13 protein-coding genes and 2 pseudogenes are annotated in these 16,223 nt (G+C 38.3%); 9 read left to right on the top strand and 6 right to left on the bottom strand.

The annotated features are described in order from the left end of the window. Window positions 1-67 precede the first annotated feature (67 nt). The 5 genes from ACFQ38_RS09440 (at window position 68) to pduL (ending at window position 5,057) form a co-directional block, all read left to right on the top strand. On the top strand, window positions 68-1,150 hold the full coding sequence (locus ACFQ38_RS09440; RefSeq protein ID WP_381480503.1) for a sensor histidine kinase: 1,083 nt from the start codon (window positions 68-70) through the stop codon (window positions 1,148-1,150). Between the two features lie 595 nt (window positions 1,151-1,745). Beyond that, complete coding sequence (locus ACFQ38_RS09435) at window positions 1,746-3,107, top strand: ethanolamine ammonia-lyase subunit EutB (RefSeq protein WP_336822718.1); 1,362 nt, start codon at window positions 1,746-1,748, stop codon at window positions 3,105-3,107. Between the two features lie 15 nt (window positions 3,108-3,122). Then, the gene (gene eutC / locus ACFQ38_RS09430) at window positions 3,123-3,983 is read left to right on the top strand and encodes an ethanolamine ammonia-lyase subunit EutC (RefSeq protein ID WP_336822719.1); all 861 of its coding nucleotides are present in this window, start codon (window positions 3,123-3,125) and stop codon (window positions 3,981-3,983) included. Between the two features lie 82 nt (window positions 3,984-4,065). Continuing rightward, the gene (locus ACFQ38_RS09425; RefSeq protein ID WP_336822720.1) at window positions 4,066-4,353 is read left to right on the top strand and encodes a BMC domain-containing protein; all 288 of its coding nucleotides are present in this window, start codon (window positions 4,066-4,068) and stop codon (window positions 4,351-4,353) included. Window positions 4,354-4,382: 29 nt separating this feature from the next. After that, a complete protein-coding gene (pduL, locus tag ACFQ38_RS09420; RefSeq protein ID WP_381480502.1) occupies window positions 4,383-5,057 on the top strand; it encodes a phosphate propanoyltransferase in 675 nt (224 codons plus the stop codon). Window positions 5,058-5,257: 200 nt separating this feature from the next. Here the strand turns inward: pduL and ACFQ38_RS09415 are convergent. The 5 genes and pseudogenes from ACFQ38_RS09415 to ACFQ38_RS09395 form a co-directional block, all read right to left on the bottom strand. Continuing rightward, window positions 5,258-5,656 (bottom strand): annotated as a pseudogene (locus ACFQ38_RS09415) (tyrosine-type recombinase/integrase); the annotation flags it as partial. Window positions 5,657-5,780: 124 nt separating this feature from the next. Beyond that, a pseudogene (locus ACFQ38_RS09410) lies at window positions 5,781-7,091 on the bottom strand (ISL3 family transposase). Window positions 7,092-7,304: 213 nt separating this feature from the next. Beyond that, window positions 7,305-8,048, bottom strand: a complete 744-nt coding sequence (locus tag ACFQ38_RS09405) for a MerR family transcriptional regulator (RefSeq protein WP_120076018.1) — start codon at window positions 8,046-8,048, stop codon at window positions 7,305-7,307. 70 nt (window positions 8,049-8,118) lie between these two features. Beyond that, complete coding sequence (locus ACFQ38_RS09400) at window positions 8,119-8,874, bottom strand: ABC transporter permease (protein ID WP_120076016.1); 756 nt, start codon at window positions 8,872-8,874, stop codon at window positions 8,119-8,121. Continuing rightward, on the bottom strand, window positions 8,871-9,830 hold the full coding sequence (locus ACFQ38_RS09395) for an ABC transporter ATP-binding protein (protein WP_095314253.1): 960 nt from the start codon (window positions 9,828-9,830) through the stop codon (window positions 8,871-8,873). Before ACFQ38_RS09395 ends, ACFQ38_RS09400 begins: the two co-directional genes overlap by 4 nt. 856 nt (window positions 9,831-10,686) lie before the next feature. Here ACFQ38_RS09395 and ACFQ38_RS09390 point away from each other — a divergent pair. Together ACFQ38_RS09390 and ACFQ38_RS09385 are read left to right on the top strand one after the other, a co-directional pair. Then, entirely contained in the window at window positions 10,687-11,088 is a 402-nt protein-coding gene (locus ACFQ38_RS09390) for an RrF2 family transcriptional regulator (protein ID WP_018705597.1), read from the top strand. Between the two features lie 524 nt (window positions 11,089-11,612). Beyond that, a complete protein-coding gene (locus ACFQ38_RS09385; protein WP_018705598.1) occupies window positions 11,613-12,527 on the top strand; it encodes an NAD(P)/FAD-dependent oxidoreductase in 915 nt (304 codons plus the stop codon). Window positions 12,528-12,898: 371 nt separating this feature from the next. Here ACFQ38_RS09385 and ACFQ38_RS09380 read toward each other — a convergent pair whose 3' ends face one another. Next, the gene (locus ACFQ38_RS09380; protein ID WP_328799779.1) at window positions 12,899-13,063 is read right to left on the bottom strand and encodes an IS3 family transposase; all 165 of its coding nucleotides are present in this window, start codon (window positions 13,061-13,063) and stop codon (window positions 12,899-12,901) included. Between ACFQ38_RS09380 and ACFQ38_RS09375 the strand changes: the two genes are divergently transcribed. Continuing rightward, window positions 13,031-13,993, top strand: a complete 963-nt coding sequence (locus ACFQ38_RS09375) for a VanZ family protein (RefSeq protein WP_077735391.1) — start codon at window positions 13,031-13,033, stop codon at window positions 13,991-13,993. The two genes, ACFQ38_RS09380 and ACFQ38_RS09375, sit on opposite strands and share 33 nt — an antisense overlap. A gap of 135 nt (window positions 13,994-14,128) precedes the next feature. Next, window positions 14,129-15,303 (top strand): IS3 family transposase gene (locus tag ACFQ38_RS09370; RefSeq protein WP_142246032.1). Its coding sequence is split into 2 segments (ribosomal slippage): window positions 14,129-14,372 and window positions 14,372-15,303, totalling 1,176 coding nucleotides; the frame shifts between segments, so codons are not numbered across the junction. Window positions 15,304-16,223 lie beyond the last annotated feature (920 nt).

The raw sequence follows: 16,223 nt of genomic DNA, 5'->3' as shown, positions 1-16,223 counted from the left end.
CGAACGATTGGACAGTTTACTTACGGAATCGTGTCTCTGAAAGATAGAAAGAGAGGACAATTTTTTCATGAATGGTGTTTTGGACTTATGCCGATTATCAGGTTTATCAAATGAACAGCGTAAAATCATTTTAAGTGTGGCACAAAACCTTCAACTCATTGCTGATATTTCACAGGCAGAATTATTTATCGATTGTCTTTTGGAAGAGAAAAATGCGGCTTTAATAGTCGCGGAAGCGAAGCCTGCCACTACTCCATCTTTGTATCAAAAAAGCTTATTAGGGCAAATAGCGTATGAAGACATGGAACCAGGTGTATTCTTTAGTTTAAAGACCGGAAAGCCAATATCCGGTTCAAGAGGAATCACAGAGGAATCCGGCGTGATGCAGCAAGACATTGTCCCAATCAAGGACTCAGCCGGTGAGACGATCGCAGTTTTAATTAAAGAAAAAGACATCTCACGGGAAGTGCAGCAAGAAAAAAATCTCGGAAAGCTGATGAAAACAACCGAAGCTATTGAAAAGCAAGATGTCATTAAATCCATTATCGTTCAGGAAATGCATCACCGGGTTAAAAATAATTTACAAGTTATTTCAAGTTTACTCCGCTTACAAAAGCGGCGAACGACCTCGGAAGAAGTAGCGAATGTATTTCAAGACAGCATTTCCCGCATTTCAAGTATGGCCTTAGTTCATGACTACTTGGCGCAAAGCGGAATTGATGAAGCCGATGTCAAAACGTTAATTAAGCAAGTTGCATCGTTGCTCGTCACTTCTTCCACCACTCCCGATCAAAAAGTAATCGTATCAGTCGAGGGGGAATCAGTATTCTGTCCATCGGATAAAGCGACAGCCGTTGCGCTCATCGTAAATGAATTAATACAAAATAGTATAAAACATGCCTTTCTTTCACGCGAAGAGGGACAAATTGATATTACAGTAACCCTTCGCAAACAGATGGTTACGATTATCGTAATGGATAATGGCTGTGGAATCGGTGATTCTTTTTCACATAGTGAACCATCCTCTTTAGGATTGCAATTGGTTGAAATGTTAGTCGAAGAAAAGCTGCAAGGCGTATTTGCATTCCTGCACTCTGAAGAAGGAACAAAAGTTTCCATAACTTTCCCGTTAATCGGGAGCCAAGTATAATGGTTTGACGATATCTTTTTACCGATTAAGGATAAGGTTGTTAATAGGCTTGTAGGCAAGCGCTATTTTTAGTGTTTGTCTACAATTAACTGCTCTTTTTCTTTCATGAAAAGACAGGTATTCACAGCGACAATCATGTAAGATATTCCCAAATTGTAAAAAATGGAGGTTAACTCTTTCAATCCTTTATTTTTTAAAAATAAAATTTGAACCGTAACTTGTCAATCTTCTATAAAAACAGTTACAATATGAGGATTTCCGGTAAACCTTTTCTTTTAAGTAGTTCGTATAAATTGCATTAGCAGACTTGCTTCTCCAGACTTCACAAAAATAGTAATGATTTGATTTACATGCTTTATTTGAAAAAAACACTATTTGCAAATTAAACAATAGTAATGTAAGATGAAGAGGATTAAAAACAAAATGATAATTGAGGCAAAGGCGCCTTTCACGTCCTAAAGAACTATTTTTTTAGGTTTACGTGAAAGCGCTTTTTTTCGTTATCTTTTTACATCTTAAAACTCCCACCTCTGAAGGTGGCACTAACGCCAAGGCGTAAATAGGTAGCGTTATTATACATAAGGGGTGTTGAACAGTGAAATTGTCTTGTGTAATCAAAGGTACACACTATTCGTTTACGTCTGTAAAAGACGTATTGGCAAAAGCAAGCGAACCGAAATCGGGTGATGTCATGGCGCGGGTAGCAGCAGGATCATCGTTAGAGCGCATGGCAGCTAAAGTAGTGCTCAGCGAAATGCAGCTGAAAGATATTTATGAAAACCCGGTCATTCCGTACGAAACAGACGAAGTGACACGTCTAATTTACGATGATATTAGTGAGACGATTTACAAAGAGATCCAGAATTGGACAGTTGGAGAATTAAGAAATACGATCCTTTCCTATGAAACAGGCACAGATCAACTTGTGAAACTTTCAAGAGGATTGACAAGTGAAATGATTTCGGCTGTCGCCAAGCTCATGTCGAGTATTGACCTTGTATTGGCATCACAGAAAATAAGACCTCAAGCTCATTGTAACACTACAATCGGGGAGCCGGGCCGCTTAGCATTCCGCTGTCAGCCCAATCATCCAAATGATGTGCCGGAAGGAATCTTGTATTCCTTGAAAGAAGGTTTGTCTTATGGAGCGGGTGATGCGGTGATCGGCATTAATCCGAATGTGGACACGGTCGAGTCGGTCAAAAGACTCCTAACCTTGTCGCATGAATTTATGGAACAATGGAAAATACCGACGCAAAACTGTGTGTTAGCCCATATAACGACACAAATGGAAGCTTTAAGACAAGGTGCACCTGTTGCACTTATGTTCCAGAGTTTAGCCGGTACACAAAAGGGTAACGAAGCATTCGGTATTTCGAAGAGCATTATTGATGAAGGCTATGAGATGATGGCTCGCTATGGTACATCTGCTGGACCGAACTTTATGTATTTTGAAACTGGACAAGGCTCAGAAGTATCGCTAAATGCGGATCACGGTGTTGATATGCAGACGCTTGAAGCAAGAACGTATGGCTATGCACGCCACTGGAAGCCTTTCATGGTAAATAACGTTTCCGGATTTATTGGACCAGAAACTCTTTATGATGGACGCCAGTTAATTCGAGCGGATCTTGAAGATTTATTTATGGGTAAATTGCACGGCTTGCCAATGGGCATCGCGCCAACGTATACGAACCATATGGATGCCAATCAAAATGACCAAGAAGTGGCCGGCATGCTAACCGCATTAGCAGGAGCTAATTTCTACATGGGTGTGCCAGGTGGAGATGACGTCATGCTGAACTATCAAGATACAAGCTATCATGATGATGCGAGTTTGCGTGAGCTTCTTGGATTGCGCCCGCTTCGTGAATTTGAAAAATGGATGGAAAATATGGGCCTAATGGAAAACGGCAAACTGACAAAACATGCAGGAGATTTATCGATCTTTGGCTAAAGGGGTTGGGGTACAATGGATATTCAAGAAATTGTTCGAAAAGTAGTGGAAGAACTGTCGAAGGAAAAGGAATTACCAAAAAACAATGTTGTACAAACGCAAGAGTCGGAAGGTACGATTAACTTTCCAGAAGAACGGATAATGGGAGTAGAAGAACCAAAAAACGCTGCTTCTATTAAAAGAGCCCAAAGTATTTCACCTGCCCGAATCGGAATCGGCCGATCGGGAACCCGTAAGAAGACAACAAGCTATTTGCAATTTTTAATTGACCATGCCGCTGCACAAGATGCGGTTCTAAAAGACGTAAGTGATGATTTTCTTCAAGAAATGGGTTTGCATAAACTGAACACACAAGCTCAGGACATGAAGACCTACTTAATGGACTTGGATGCTGGCCGTAAGCTGTCGGAGGAATCCGTATCATGGCTGAAGGCAAATGCCGACAAAGGAAAAGATGTCCAAATAATTGTATGTGATGGCTTAAGCTCCTCGGCAGTAGAAGCTAATATAAGAGACTTGCTCCCTGCTTTAATGCAAGGGTTGCAACTAAAAAACATTAGCGTTGCCAAGCCGTTTTTTATTAAGCGGGGGCGTGTATGGGTTCAGGACGAAGTAGCATCTATTGTCGATTGCAAGCTTGTCATTTCATTGATCGGCGAACGTCCTGGATTAAATACCGATGAAAGCTTAAGTGCATACATGATCTACCGACCGAATGAACAAACGGTCGAGGCAGATCGGACGGTTATTTCGAATATACATCGAGACGGCCTAACGTCAGTTGAAGCAGGAGCACATTTATCCGAGTTGATTGAACAAATGCTTTTGGCCGAGTGTACTGGGGTTGCTTTTGCCCGGAAAAGCGACAACAAATGACATTGATTTGTTTGATCACGGCGGAAGCATAGCTGTTTAAAACGATATTAGAAAAATATTGAATTGTTTGGAGGAAGCGACAATGAATCATGAAGGTACAGCGTTAGGAATGATTGAAACAAAAGGGCTCATCGGCTCAATTGAAGCAGCCGATGCAATGGCCAAAGCAGCAAATGTTAACCTAATTGGAAAAGTGCACGTAGGTGGCGGGATTGTTACGGTCCTTGTCCGAGGTGATGTAGGGGCTGTAAAAGCAGCAACGGACTCCGGAGCCGCAGCAGCACAACGTGTAGGAGAGTTACTATCTGTACACGTCATTCCAAGACCGCATAATGAATTAGAAATGATTTTGCCAAAAGGACAAAACTAAGCAGGATCCTTTAGAAAGGCGTGAACGATATGGAGAGGCAACAGATTGAACAAATCGTCGCTGACGTGTTGATGGAACTCAAAGAGACTACAGTCCCTGCGTCGCAGCATAGCATGATTCCTGTTTCAGTTTCAGCTCGCCACGTTCACCTGTCCCCTCAGCATATTGAAGCACTATTCGGCAAAGAATATGAGCTGACGAAACAAATGGATTTGTCCCAACCGGGTCAGTTTGCGTCAAATGAAACAATCATCATTGCGGGGCCGAAAGGGAGTCTTCAACACGTACGTGTCTACGGCCCTTCCCGCAGGTCGACACAAGCTGAAATTAGCCGGACCGATGCCATAAAAATCGGCATTCGACCGCCAATACGTCAATCCGGTGATATTGCAGGATCCGCTCCATTTACCCTCATCGGTCCAGCTGGAAGCGTCTCTCTCACCGAAGGCTTACAGATTGCCCAAGCACATATTCATATGTCTCCTCGCGATGCGCAAAACTTCGGCGTAACGAACGGAGATTTCGTGTCCGTCGAAATTCGCGGTGAACGGCCACTTACAATCCACCAAGTGCTCATTCGTGTGTCCGATCGCTTTCGCCTTGAAATGCATATCGACACCGATGAAGCCAATGCAGGATTTATTAGATCCGGTGCTCCGGGACGGATTGTTCCCGGTCAAGCGGTTGACCGTTTGCGTTGGTGAGAAAAAAGCTGAAAGAATAGCGCTTTCTCTACTCTTAACCGAATACTGATTTTCCGGGGGCTTTCCAAAAGGTCAGGCATAATAGACTTTATGGGAAGCCCTTGTAAAATTGCGGGTCTTTATTCATTTATAGAGTGGGAGTAGTAGAAGGAGAGCTGAAACCCCTTTGTTTACAAGGGTTTCGGCTCTTTACTCTATTTTCATTGCATTGTTATTGCATTATTTGTTTTTAAACCTTTACGTAGGTAACGAGCAGTGAATTGATTCTTGGGTGAAGTATCTTCATTTTCTGTTGCTGTTTGGTAAGACATAATACCTTCTAATTTATAGGCTACTTCAAAGTTACTGTTTGGATACAAATGTCCGTAGGTGCCAAGTGTCGTTTCAATATCTTCATGCCCTAGGCGGTCTTTAATGATTAATGGGTTTTCGCCCATACTAATAAGCAAAGAAGCGTGAGAATGTCTTAAAGCATGTAATCTAATTCGATGAACCCCAGCTTTTTTTGAAAAACGTGTAATGGCATTCGCTAACGTATGCTTTTGTGTGGGGATACCATTATAGCTCATTACAAAATTGGTTTGAACGACAGATTGCTGCACGTCCTTNCGAACGAGGAGGCTCACCGCCCGCCCCCCGGAAAGCGTGCGCCTGGAACGGAAAGCGACGGTTGTCAGGGGTTCCCCATTTATTCTCCAACCAGAAAGGGACTATCACAGAAAATCAGTTTTCACTGACTTTCTGGACAGCCCCCTCCATTGCTTTAGTTAGTGTGGAAAAGTCAGCACCATAGATTTCTTCATAGACCCATTCATAGCCTATTTGACCCCAATTTGGGAATTGATCAGGTAACAATTTTCCGAAAGTAGCTTCAACTTCTTTGAATTTCTTTTTCTTTTTTACTTTACGATAACCTTGTGTAAACAATATTTTTGCTCTAAGAGCTTCAAAAGAATAACCACGGCCAATATGGTTCATTGTCTTAATCAAACGATTCAAGGACTCCGTATAGGCGTTTGTAATGGGAGAATTGAAATAGTTGAATATCTCTTCTTCCCAATTATTCATAGACTTAATCAGGTCTTCAAAATAAGTCATTAACTCTTTAGGAACATTTGAAAGCCAGTTTTGGTACAGTTTGTAGCCTTCCTTAATTGATTTAGCTTCATAAATGTCAAAGAACTGCTCTTTAAGTTCGTATGCTTGACCAAGTAAAGGGAACTTATCAGTCCATACTTGCAACTATATTTGATCATCGAAATCATTTAAATCATCTCGTCTTGTAAGAAGAACATAACGATCTCTCATAAGTTGTCTGCGTTCTTTGGCTGACACATTTTGACGGTTAGCTTTTCGTATTTTTTCTAACGCTTCATTGGCTAATTTAACAACATGGAACTTATCAATTACGATTTTTGCATGTGGTATCACCGTATTAACAGCACTTTTATATGGATTCCACATATCCATTGCTACGAGTTCAATTTTATCAATATCTTGGAGATTTGAAAGGTGACTGATAACCGTATCTTTATTACGTTTTCGTAAAATGTCAATTACAGACTTGTTTTCAACGTCTGTGATGACACAACGATAGTTTTTGAGTAAATGGACTTCATCTATACCAAGCCATTTAGGAGTTCTAAAATCTGTTTGAGCTTCAAGCTCAGCTACATAATCATTAAAGATATTTCGTACAGTTTTTTCATCAACGCCTATTTCGTCTGCAACACTGGTAAATGTCTTTTCAAGACTGGTTTCTTGAATCCAAATTAAAAGTCTATTAGTAACAGAACGTTTGACATCCATATCTGGTAAATCTTCAAAAAATGTTTCATTGCATTCACGGCACTTATAACGCTGCCGTTTGATAATTAACCCTACACGTTTAGTGTGCATCGGTAGATCAAAGAATAGTTGTTCCTTTTTACCATGTTTGTACAGGTTAGGAATTGCCCCACATTTAGGACAATGTGATGGAGATGGAGTAGTAGACTCTACTAGGAATCTATAATCATATTCACTCTCCTTCATATCGAGAATCTTTAAGTTTGGTAGATTAATTATATTTGTTAACATTTTACTTTCCTTTCAGGACACTTCATTTTTACCAATATGAATAGAAAGAAATTCAAAAAGAGCTGCCGAAACAGCCCTTTGATTTCATATCTTTGGTCAACTAGGTGGAAGGGAATCAAACATTTTAAAAAAGGATACCATTATTATTTATATTATTTGGTATTGGTTCTATTTAATATTTGCCATATAACTAGCTGCTACTTTATTTAGAAAGTAAGTGTAACCCACTTGCCATTGCTCAAGCATATTTCTATGAAAGTCGTCAACGATGAAAAACTCAGTCTGATTTAGAAAGTCTTGCGGCGTTGATGGATGACCTTTTTTTTCTAAAAAGGATAAATGTTCTTTTACACGATCCAAAACTTTTGAATCATTTGGAGAGAAACCTTCTTGTAAGAAATGAATCATATCTTCATTAAATGACTGTGCTTCCATGGCAGAGTCGTTCATCGATTCTACATCAATTGTCTGATTTAAGTCAAAATCATATTCTTCTTTCAAATGTTCGTTTTGGTCTTTTAAGGCTTCTTGCCATTCGTCTTCAGTTTCAAAACCTTTAAACATGGTTTCCATATCTATATCGACTCCTTCTTTGGTATTTTTAATAGAGGAATTGATCGTCCTGATTAGTCCTTTAAATCGATCAATTTTTTGTTCTAGTAAATATTTTTGTTGAATCAACGTATTTTCCCTGTTGATTTCACCATCTAATAATTGTTTTATTTCCTTGAGAGGAAAATCCAACTCTTTATAAAAAAGTATTTGCTGTAATCGTTCTAAATCTTTTTTTCCATATAGGCGATATCCGGCTTCTGTCGTCTGCTCCGGAATCAAAAGACCTATTTTGTGGTAATGGTGTAATGTCTTTACTGTGGTATGAGCTAGTTTTGCAACTTCATGAACGGTATACATTTCTTCTCCTCCTTTCAATGCTCTTTATACTAAAGTATCCTCTAAGGTAAGAGTCAACACATTTATTTCACTATTTTCTTTGAACATCATACGTGAATTTACAAAAGAAAACAGCCATAACAAGACATGAAACAATCAGTAAATAGTAGTTAATTGCGGGAGAATGGTTGAAAGTAGATTGTGATGCTCTAACTACCCAGTCAACTGGATTTACTTTTGAGAGGATACTTATATACTTTGGTAATAAATTGCTTGGCATAAAGGCAGAAGACAAAAAAATCAATGGGAAAGAGAAAAACTGCATGACAGTGATCATCGTTGAGTGCTTTTTGGTTAGAACGGCAATTCCAATTGAAATAGATCCGATTAGACACGAAAATAATGCTGGTGTAGCAAGAAAAAGAATTGGTGAAACGATTCCCATTGGAAGTCTGAATCCCATAAAATAGCCAATAATCACTAGCAAAGTGGATTGGATCAATTGAAAAGTGAAAATGTAGACTAAATCACCAATGATGAAAATTAAGTTATTCTTCGGGGCGATTAAATATCGGTTAAATATTCCTTCTCTCATATCATCTAAAGTACTCATTCCTAAATATATTCCGCCAAATAAAGCATTCATGATCAGAATTCCCGGTAAAATATACGATACATAATTGGATTCTTCAAATCCACTAACGGAAGATATGCTTGAAAATATCGTTCCAAACAGCACTAGGAAAATCAATGGTTGGAACATTGAAATGATAATTGCTATTGGATTTTTAATTAGCGGTGTTAGCCTCTTTTTTGATAATAACAAAACGAATGTTATGTTATTCATTGTTCTGCTCCTTTCTCATTAAAGTTTATTAAATAAACGTCATTTAACGTTGCCTGTTTCAGTTCACTAAATTCAATTTCGACATTACTTTGAATTAAGTATCTCAATAATTCAGATAATATTTGTTGTCCATGACTCGTTATAATTGTTAATGCTGTTGGTTTTATTTCGTGGCTAACGACCTCTTTTAGGTCAGAAATATATTCTTCGATTTTATAAATGCTGGCCAAATCTAATTTGTGATAGTGGATTTCAATTTGATCAGCCGCAAGTTTATTGATCAATTCTTTTGGCGTCCCAATATCAAGTATCTTTCCATTGTTGATCAATGCAATTTCAGTTGCTAGGTGATGAATTTCCTCTAAATAGTGTGTTGTTACAAAAATTGTCGTTCCTTCATCTTGAGAAATTTTTGTAATTATTTTCCAAAAGGTAATTCTTGACTCTGGGTCTAATCCAGCTGTAGGTTCATCCAGTAAAAGAACTTCAGGTTTATGAAGCAAACTTATTGCAATATCCAATTTTCTTTTCATTCCACCTGAGTAAGTACCAACCAAATCGTTGGATACTTGGAACAAATCAAATTCCTTTAACAGGTGTTCTCCTCGTTCCATTATTTTTGAAGTTCTGATGCCATACATTTTTCCTGCAATCAATATGTTTTCCCAAGCTGTTCCAGTCGAAAATACAGTTGTTTGTTGGAATGTGACTCCAACTTTTTTTCGAACCTCATTCACCTTTGAAACAACGTCTAAATCCGAAATTTTGACAGTACCCTCATTTGGCAAGGATAAAGTAGCTAATATACTCGTCAAAGTAGATTTTCCTGCACCATTTGGACCAATTAGTCCGAAGATAGAACCTTTTTTCACTTTAAGAGACACATTATTTAAGGCTGCCTTTTTGCCAAATGTTTTGCTAACAGCGTTTAAAACTATTTCAAAATGGTCATACATATTGTTCCCTCCTTCATTTATTACAAAAGGAACTATAAACTATCCTCTTAGAGGAGAGTCAACCATCAAGTATTCTTTTTATAAAAGTCGAATTGGAATGAACTTAACGGAGTTGTAGAAAGGAAAACTGAATTTCTCGCCCAGCGTAAAAACGCCCAAGTGAAAACTTGGACGTGGTTCTTTAAATTTGTAAATATTATTAATACAATTATGATTCGATAGTTAAAAGGTTCAAAACGAAAACTACATTAAAGGTTAATCAGTTTGATGGATACAGAAAAAGATATTACATACAATTTATGATTTTACACACTATTATCCGATTTACAGTGCTATGAACATTAATTTATTTAATAGGGTTTTTCAACACTATAATCCGAATACCCGAAATTTGATAGACTATTTAATAAAAGTCAAGGCTAGAATGAAATAAGCAGAAAAGACAAATCGAGTTTACACCGTAGAATTGTTATTTCAAATAATAAATTCCAAAACTCTACTTAATTCACAATGTATGAAAATCATTGAAGCCTTCAAACCAAATATATAAATAATTATAAAAAAGAACTAAAAGAATTTTTCTACAAGCTATTATTAGAAAGAAGGATAGGTTATAAGCTGTTATATTAAGTTGGGGGCATAGATTGACAATATCGTAGTAATGTGTCTACATAATAATATATAAGAGAAGCATTACCATTCATAACGAGAGAAATGGGGTTTTATAGTCACGATTAGAGCATTTTCAAGAAGTTCGACTAGCTGCTATAATATAATAGCCCATGCATTATACTTGGAGTTTAACAACATTCAAGTTATTATAGATAAATAAAATCCTTAATTAGGGTGATGATGAATGAAGTTTTCAAAGGCTACAGATTATGCTCTACATACGATGCTTTTTCTTACTGCAGCGACTCCGGATAAACCTGTGGGCGTTCAGCTGCTTGCTGAGAAGCAAAAGGTGTCACCAACTTATCTGTCCAAGATACTGACCAAGCTAGTAAAGGCTGGTATGATTGAATCCATAACAGGAGTGAATGGTGGATACAGACTGAAACGAAATTGGGAGGATATTTCGTTTCTTGACATTATTCATGCGATTGAGGGATCTGCCTCTTTGTTTGATTGTAGTTTCGATCACGGACCAGATTGTCCGATTCAAAGAGTAGTATTGGAAGCAGAGGAAAAAATGGAAGAGCATTTGAGAAATAAAAAAATGTCCGATCTTGTGCGGGAAATGAACATCGTTTTCTAGCACATATTCTTTCAACCAATTATAGATAATAAGTGTCTCTATAGTCTTTAATGAAATTATAATAAAAAATTAGGAGAATCCAAAAATGAACATGTATAAAAGGACCGTATAAGTTGATTCAAGATACAGCGATTTTTAATCCGGTATTGTGAAACGATGTCCCCGGAAGATTATAGGAAAGAGATCGAAAGTTAAGGAAGAGTTTCTGTACGTAGTCTGCATATTCATTTCGCTGACTGTCATCGAATTTTACTAGGGATTTATGACTGAAAAATCTATATACAGAGTAAAATCAGCGCCTATCGATGATGTTTCAAAGATGTGCAAATTATTTAAAAGTCGAATGAGCTAGTGGATAAGTTCTTATGTAAGGAGGTGATGCCAACATGTAACATCGTAGCAGAGTGAGAATACAGTATTTCAGTAGTACTGGTTAGGTCTTAACTACATATGAGATGTACAGAGTAATTATTGGGCGTATACATATTTGGAAAGTTAAACTAATAAGAGGAAGGGAGTTAATCATGAAGGAAGTTGATGTTGTTATTATTGGAGGAGGTCCTGCTGGTTTAAGCGCTGGACTTATACTAGGACGTGCTAGGAAGAAGACGTTGATTATCGATGAGGGGCAACCGCGTAATGCAGTGACTAGAGAGGCTCATGCCTTTTTAACACGTGATGGCATTAGCCCACATGAATTTAGAAATATTGCTAAATCGCAGCTTCACACTTATCCGTCAGTTTCACATTTGGAAGATACTATCGAGTTGATAGAAGGTGAAGATGGTCAATTTTTGTTGGAAACTGCTTCAGGGTTGAAGATAGCCACTAGAAAACTGTTGTTTGCTATCGGAATGAAGGATCGCGATCTTGGCATACCAGGGTTGGCGGAGGTCTATGGTAAGAGCGCATTTGTATGCCCGTATTGTGATGGCTGGGAACTAAGAGATCAGCAATTAGTTGTCATAAACAGAGGAGCAGCGCTAATGCATTTTGTCCCATTGATTTACGGGTGGACAAAGCAGTTTGTAGTTTGTACAAATGGTCCCAATGAATTAAGTGAAGCAGAACGTGAAGAATTGCGTGCGCATAATATCCCGTTATTTCATTCACCAATTCATTCCATCCAATCAAATCAAGGCATGGTAAGGCATGTTAAGCTTGAGGATGGAACAGAAATTCCATGCACAGGAATTTTCTTCAAGGCAGAATTGGTACTTGGATCGGAATTACCTGTCGCACTTGGTTGCCGGATGTTGGATACTGGAATAATTGAAGTCGATGAGTTTGGAAAAACAAGTGTACCTGGTGTTTATGCAGCTGGGGATGCAACTACACACTTGCACCAATCTATTGTTGCAGCTGCTTCAGGAGCTGTATCCGCAGCCGCAATAAACGGAGAATTAAATCGAGAAGAATGGCATAAGAACAACGTTTGATTCAAATTCTAAATATATTTATAAAGAGGACTTTAAATTTATAATGTACCCTTTGTAAAAGACACTTTTATAAGGCCAAGCTACTTGAAGAAAGTGATTCCAGTACTATGAAATACTCCTCATTACCATTTATGAATCAACTCTTTAGAAAAGGTGGCAGGGTCACTCCTGCACGATTTGCCACTGTGCAAAATGGTCCTAAAACAGGTCTGTCAATAAATTTGTGGAATTGACCGTAAAAAAATTTAGTCGGTGTGGAGGATAATCCTGTCCACGAAGCGGATAGACAACCAGAGGTGCGATTATTTCCACAAAAAAGGAGCCATTCCTTCTTTAGACTGTACCCTTTGTAAAGGACAATCATAAAAAAGCTAGGCAGACTTAAGAAGGTGATCTCTGTATTGAATAGGGGTCATCAGGTTCCATTGATATCTGTAACGGTTATAGTAAATCATGTATTTTAAACATGACTTTTGATACACTGTTTCAGGAGGTGTTTTTATATGACTGCCAAGGGCAAAATAACATTGCCACAAAAACGTACAGTTATTTTTACCGTAACTATTCTTTATACTATTTTGATACTATATTTTATTTTTTTCGCTTTCGGCAGAATAGGTGCATCTGCAAGCACGACTGGGGTCACCTTTATTTTTTTTCCGATTGAGTTCTACCATTTGCCAAAGATTTCTGATTTTCTGCATCCTACTCTGATGGATTTCGTAGATCTAGGAAATGTGGCAGCCTTTATTCCATTCGGCATATTGATTCCATTGTTATTCCGTGTGAAGTTTATTCGTTTCTTTTCATTGTTCTTCCTGTCTATTCTCGTGATCGAAACCATACAGGCACTAACTTTGCTCGGAAGCTTTGATATTAACGATGCCATTCAAAACTCTCTAGGCGCAAGCATCGGATTCGGAGCGTACAAACTAGGGTATCGAACAAAAAACTTTTGGCTAAATATGGCTATTACCGGTATCACGTGTATTGTTATTCTAATCGGGGTATTAGCAATTTGCGGAATTGTGGAGAAAACGTTCACCAAAGCAGAGGGTCCCTTTATAGCTTTAAATGAACTGAAAAATAGTTCCGGGCATACAACAGCGGGAACAAAACCGTACAGCTTTAAAGTTAGCGGTCAAAACGTCGAACCTGGATATAATATATTTGGCGCCAAAGGCAAAGGAAGTGAAACCTACACTTATACGTCCAAGAAGGAGATTATTTTTTCATTTTATTATGGAATACCGGACTTAATGGATAGTGATGGAAGTATACGAGTTTTAGTCGATGGTCGTGAGGTATTATCCGGCTCTGGAACGGAGCAACTGAATTATCCGGAATTGTTTCCACAAATGTTTGAAATTCCACTTGAACGTGCAAGTAAGATTACGATAATCGTTAAGGGGAATGAAAAGCTTTGGGATGTAGGGTTTAGGGAAATGAAATATTTCTGGAAATGATTCAAACGTTTTGTTCAAGATAATGGTCTTTTTTCTTTTTCCCACCCCAAACATGTGGTGCTAGTATATTTTCATGGACACATCCTAGTTAGTTTCATAATTTTTGAGGAATAAGATTAAGAAGAGGTGTGTCCAATGAAAGGCCATAATAAAAACCAAAATAAATTTAATGAAGATTTCAAAAGGATGGTTGTGGAATTATATCAATCTGGCACTCCAGTCAAGCAATTAACCAGCGAATATGGCGTATCTGATGTCTCCATTTATAATTGGGTCAAAAAGTTTTCTCCCGTCAAATTTGAAGATGGAACCGTGGCAACGGCGGATGACTATACCAAGATTCAAAAGGAGCTTCGCCGGCTGCAGGAAGAAAATGAAATCTTAAAAAAGGCTATGGCCATATTCGCGAAAAGGTAAGCCAATCTGCAGTAGCTTCCGTGATTGATCAACATAAAGACCAACATCCCATCCAAACTATGTGCGAAGTCTTGGAATTGCCGCGAAGCTCCTACTACCTAACACTCCAAGAAACCGAATCCAAGCGTGAGCGGGAAAACAAGGAGCTGCCAAAAAGGATCAAAGAGATCCACGAAGAAAGCAAAGGGCGTTATGGAGCCCCAAAAATTCACCAATATCTCTGTGCGGAAGGATATAGAGTAAGTCTGAAACGTGTACAGAGACTGATGAAAAAAGAGGGCATCCGTTCCATCGTCATTAAAAAATATCGGCCAACACCAAGCAAAGAAACAGTTATCGAACGCGAGAATATCCTGGCCAGGGACTTTTCTACGACCACCATCAATGAAAAATGGGTGGCCGATATTACGTATATCCATACATTAAAGGATGGCTGGTGCTACCTTGCTTCTGTGATGGACCTGCATTCAAAGAAAATCGTAGGCTATTCCTTTTCTTGTACAATGACAACAGACCTGGTGATTAAAGCATTGGATAACGCCTATGCCACGCAGCTACCACCAGAGGAGTTAATTCTGCACAGTGACTTGGGTTCCCAATATACGAGTGAGGCTTTCATGGAAGAGGCTGAGTCAAAAAAGATCAGACAATCATTCAGTCGAAAGGGCTGCCCGTACGATAACGCCTGTATTGAATCCTTCCATGCTATTTTGAAGAAGGAAGAAATACATCACGTAACTTATCTGGATTACGCCTCTGCAAAGATTCATCTCTTCCAATACATTGAAGGCTGGTATAATCGAAAGCGAATGCATGGCAGCCTTCAATATAAGACCCCACAACAGGTTGAAGATGAAATCCGGGTGGCGGCTAAGTCACTGCATCATGTCTGAGCACGGCGCTTTACATGGAGGGGGGGCATGTTAGGCTCGTCCGCCTGCGAAAGGATTGTTTGACCCTTTCGCCCTTCGCAAGACACCCATGCCCATAGAGGCTCCATGTCAAGCGACATAGACCAACCCACTCTTATGAAATGGAGCTCTGTCCAATCCACCATCTATTTTGTGTCCAGAATATTGGCGTAGATCCAATTATACGATTTACAGTGCTATGAACATTAATTTATTTAATAGGGTTTTTCAACACTATAATCCGAATACCCAAAAGAAAAAGAAATTCAAAGAAGTTGAAGCTACTTTCATAAAATTGTTACCTGATCAATTCCCGAATTGGGGTCAAATAGGCTATGAATGGGTTTATGAAGAAATCTATGGTGCTGACTTTTCACCACTGACTAAAGCAATGGAGGAGGGTTATTTTTAACCCTCTTTCTACACTATTTTCCGATTACCCCATAAAAATATAACCAAATAAAAATCTTAAATAAAGTGTTTGAGCCTCAATTGATTTTCAAAAGTCATTGCATATGCATGTTAAAACCATGGATAATATTTCCCATACTTGGAACTGGAGATAAAAAGAGGACATATAACGTTGATTTATCGTGGTATTAATTTTGAAAAGTTCGATTAAAATATAATAAAAACCTGGTTATAGCTATTTTCAAGTACTTATTTTTTTATCAATTAATTCACTTACTATTGGCTATATTATTTAATATTTCTTAAGCCTTACGATAAACATTATTCTACTTGAACACCTTTAATTTGATACTATTTTCCGATTAACCAATTTCTTTAACCCCACCATTATCCCAAATTACGAAAGTAAATTTACTGAACATTAATTCCAAGGCAACCTGGTAAAATTTTGTAAAACTGGATGCTGAGATTCTCTAAATTTTGTATATTGG

The sequence above is a fragment of the Sporosarcina contaminans genome, from assembly GCF_042679045.1.
Classification (GTDB): domain Bacteria; phylum Bacillota; class Bacilli; order Bacillales_A; family Planococcaceae; genus Sporosarcina; species Sporosarcina contaminans.
This window is presented reverse-complemented; position numbering and strand designations above follow the sequence as displayed.

What these genes read in the sequence shown, in the direction of transcription:
- ACFQ38_RS09440 (WP_381480503.1), top strand. Translation starts at nt 68, where the DNA reads ATGAATGGTGTTTTGGACTTATGCCGATTATCAGGTTTATCAAATGAA.
- eutC (WP_336822719.1), top strand. Translation starts at nt 3,123, where the DNA reads ATGGATATTCAAGAAATTGTTCGAAAAGTAGTGGAAGAACTGTCGAAG.
- ACFQ38_RS09425 (WP_336822720.1), top strand. Translation starts at nt 4,066, where the DNA reads ATGAATCATGAAGGTACAGCGTTAGGAATGATTGAAACAAAAGGGCTC.
- pduL (WP_381480502.1), top strand. Translation starts at nt 4,383, where the DNA reads ATGGAGAGGCAACAGATTGAACAAATCGTCGCTGACGTGTTGATGGAA.
- ACFQ38_RS09405 (WP_120076018.1), bottom strand. Translation starts at nt 8,048, where the DNA reads ATGTATACCGTTCATGAAGTTGCAAAACTAGCTCATACCACAGTAAAG.
- ACFQ38_RS09400 (WP_120076016.1), bottom strand. Translation starts at nt 8,874, where the DNA reads ATGAATAACATAACATTCGTTTTGTTATTATCAAAAAAGAGGCTAACA.
- ACFQ38_RS09395 (WP_095314253.1), bottom strand. Translation starts at nt 9,830, where the DNA reads ATGTATGACCATTTTGAAATAGTTTTAAACGCTGTTAGCAAAACATTT.
- ACFQ38_RS09390 (WP_018705597.1), top strand. Translation starts at nt 10,687, where the DNA reads ATGAAGTTTTCAAAGGCTACAGATTATGCTCTACATACGATGCTTTTT.
- ACFQ38_RS09385 (WP_018705598.1), top strand. Translation starts at nt 11,613, where the DNA reads ATGAAGGAAGTTGATGTTGTTATTATTGGAGGAGGTCCTGCTGGTTTA.
- ACFQ38_RS09375 (WP_077735391.1), top strand. Translation starts at nt 13,031, where the DNA reads ATGACTGCCAAGGGCAAAATAACATTGCCACAAAAACGTACAGTTATT.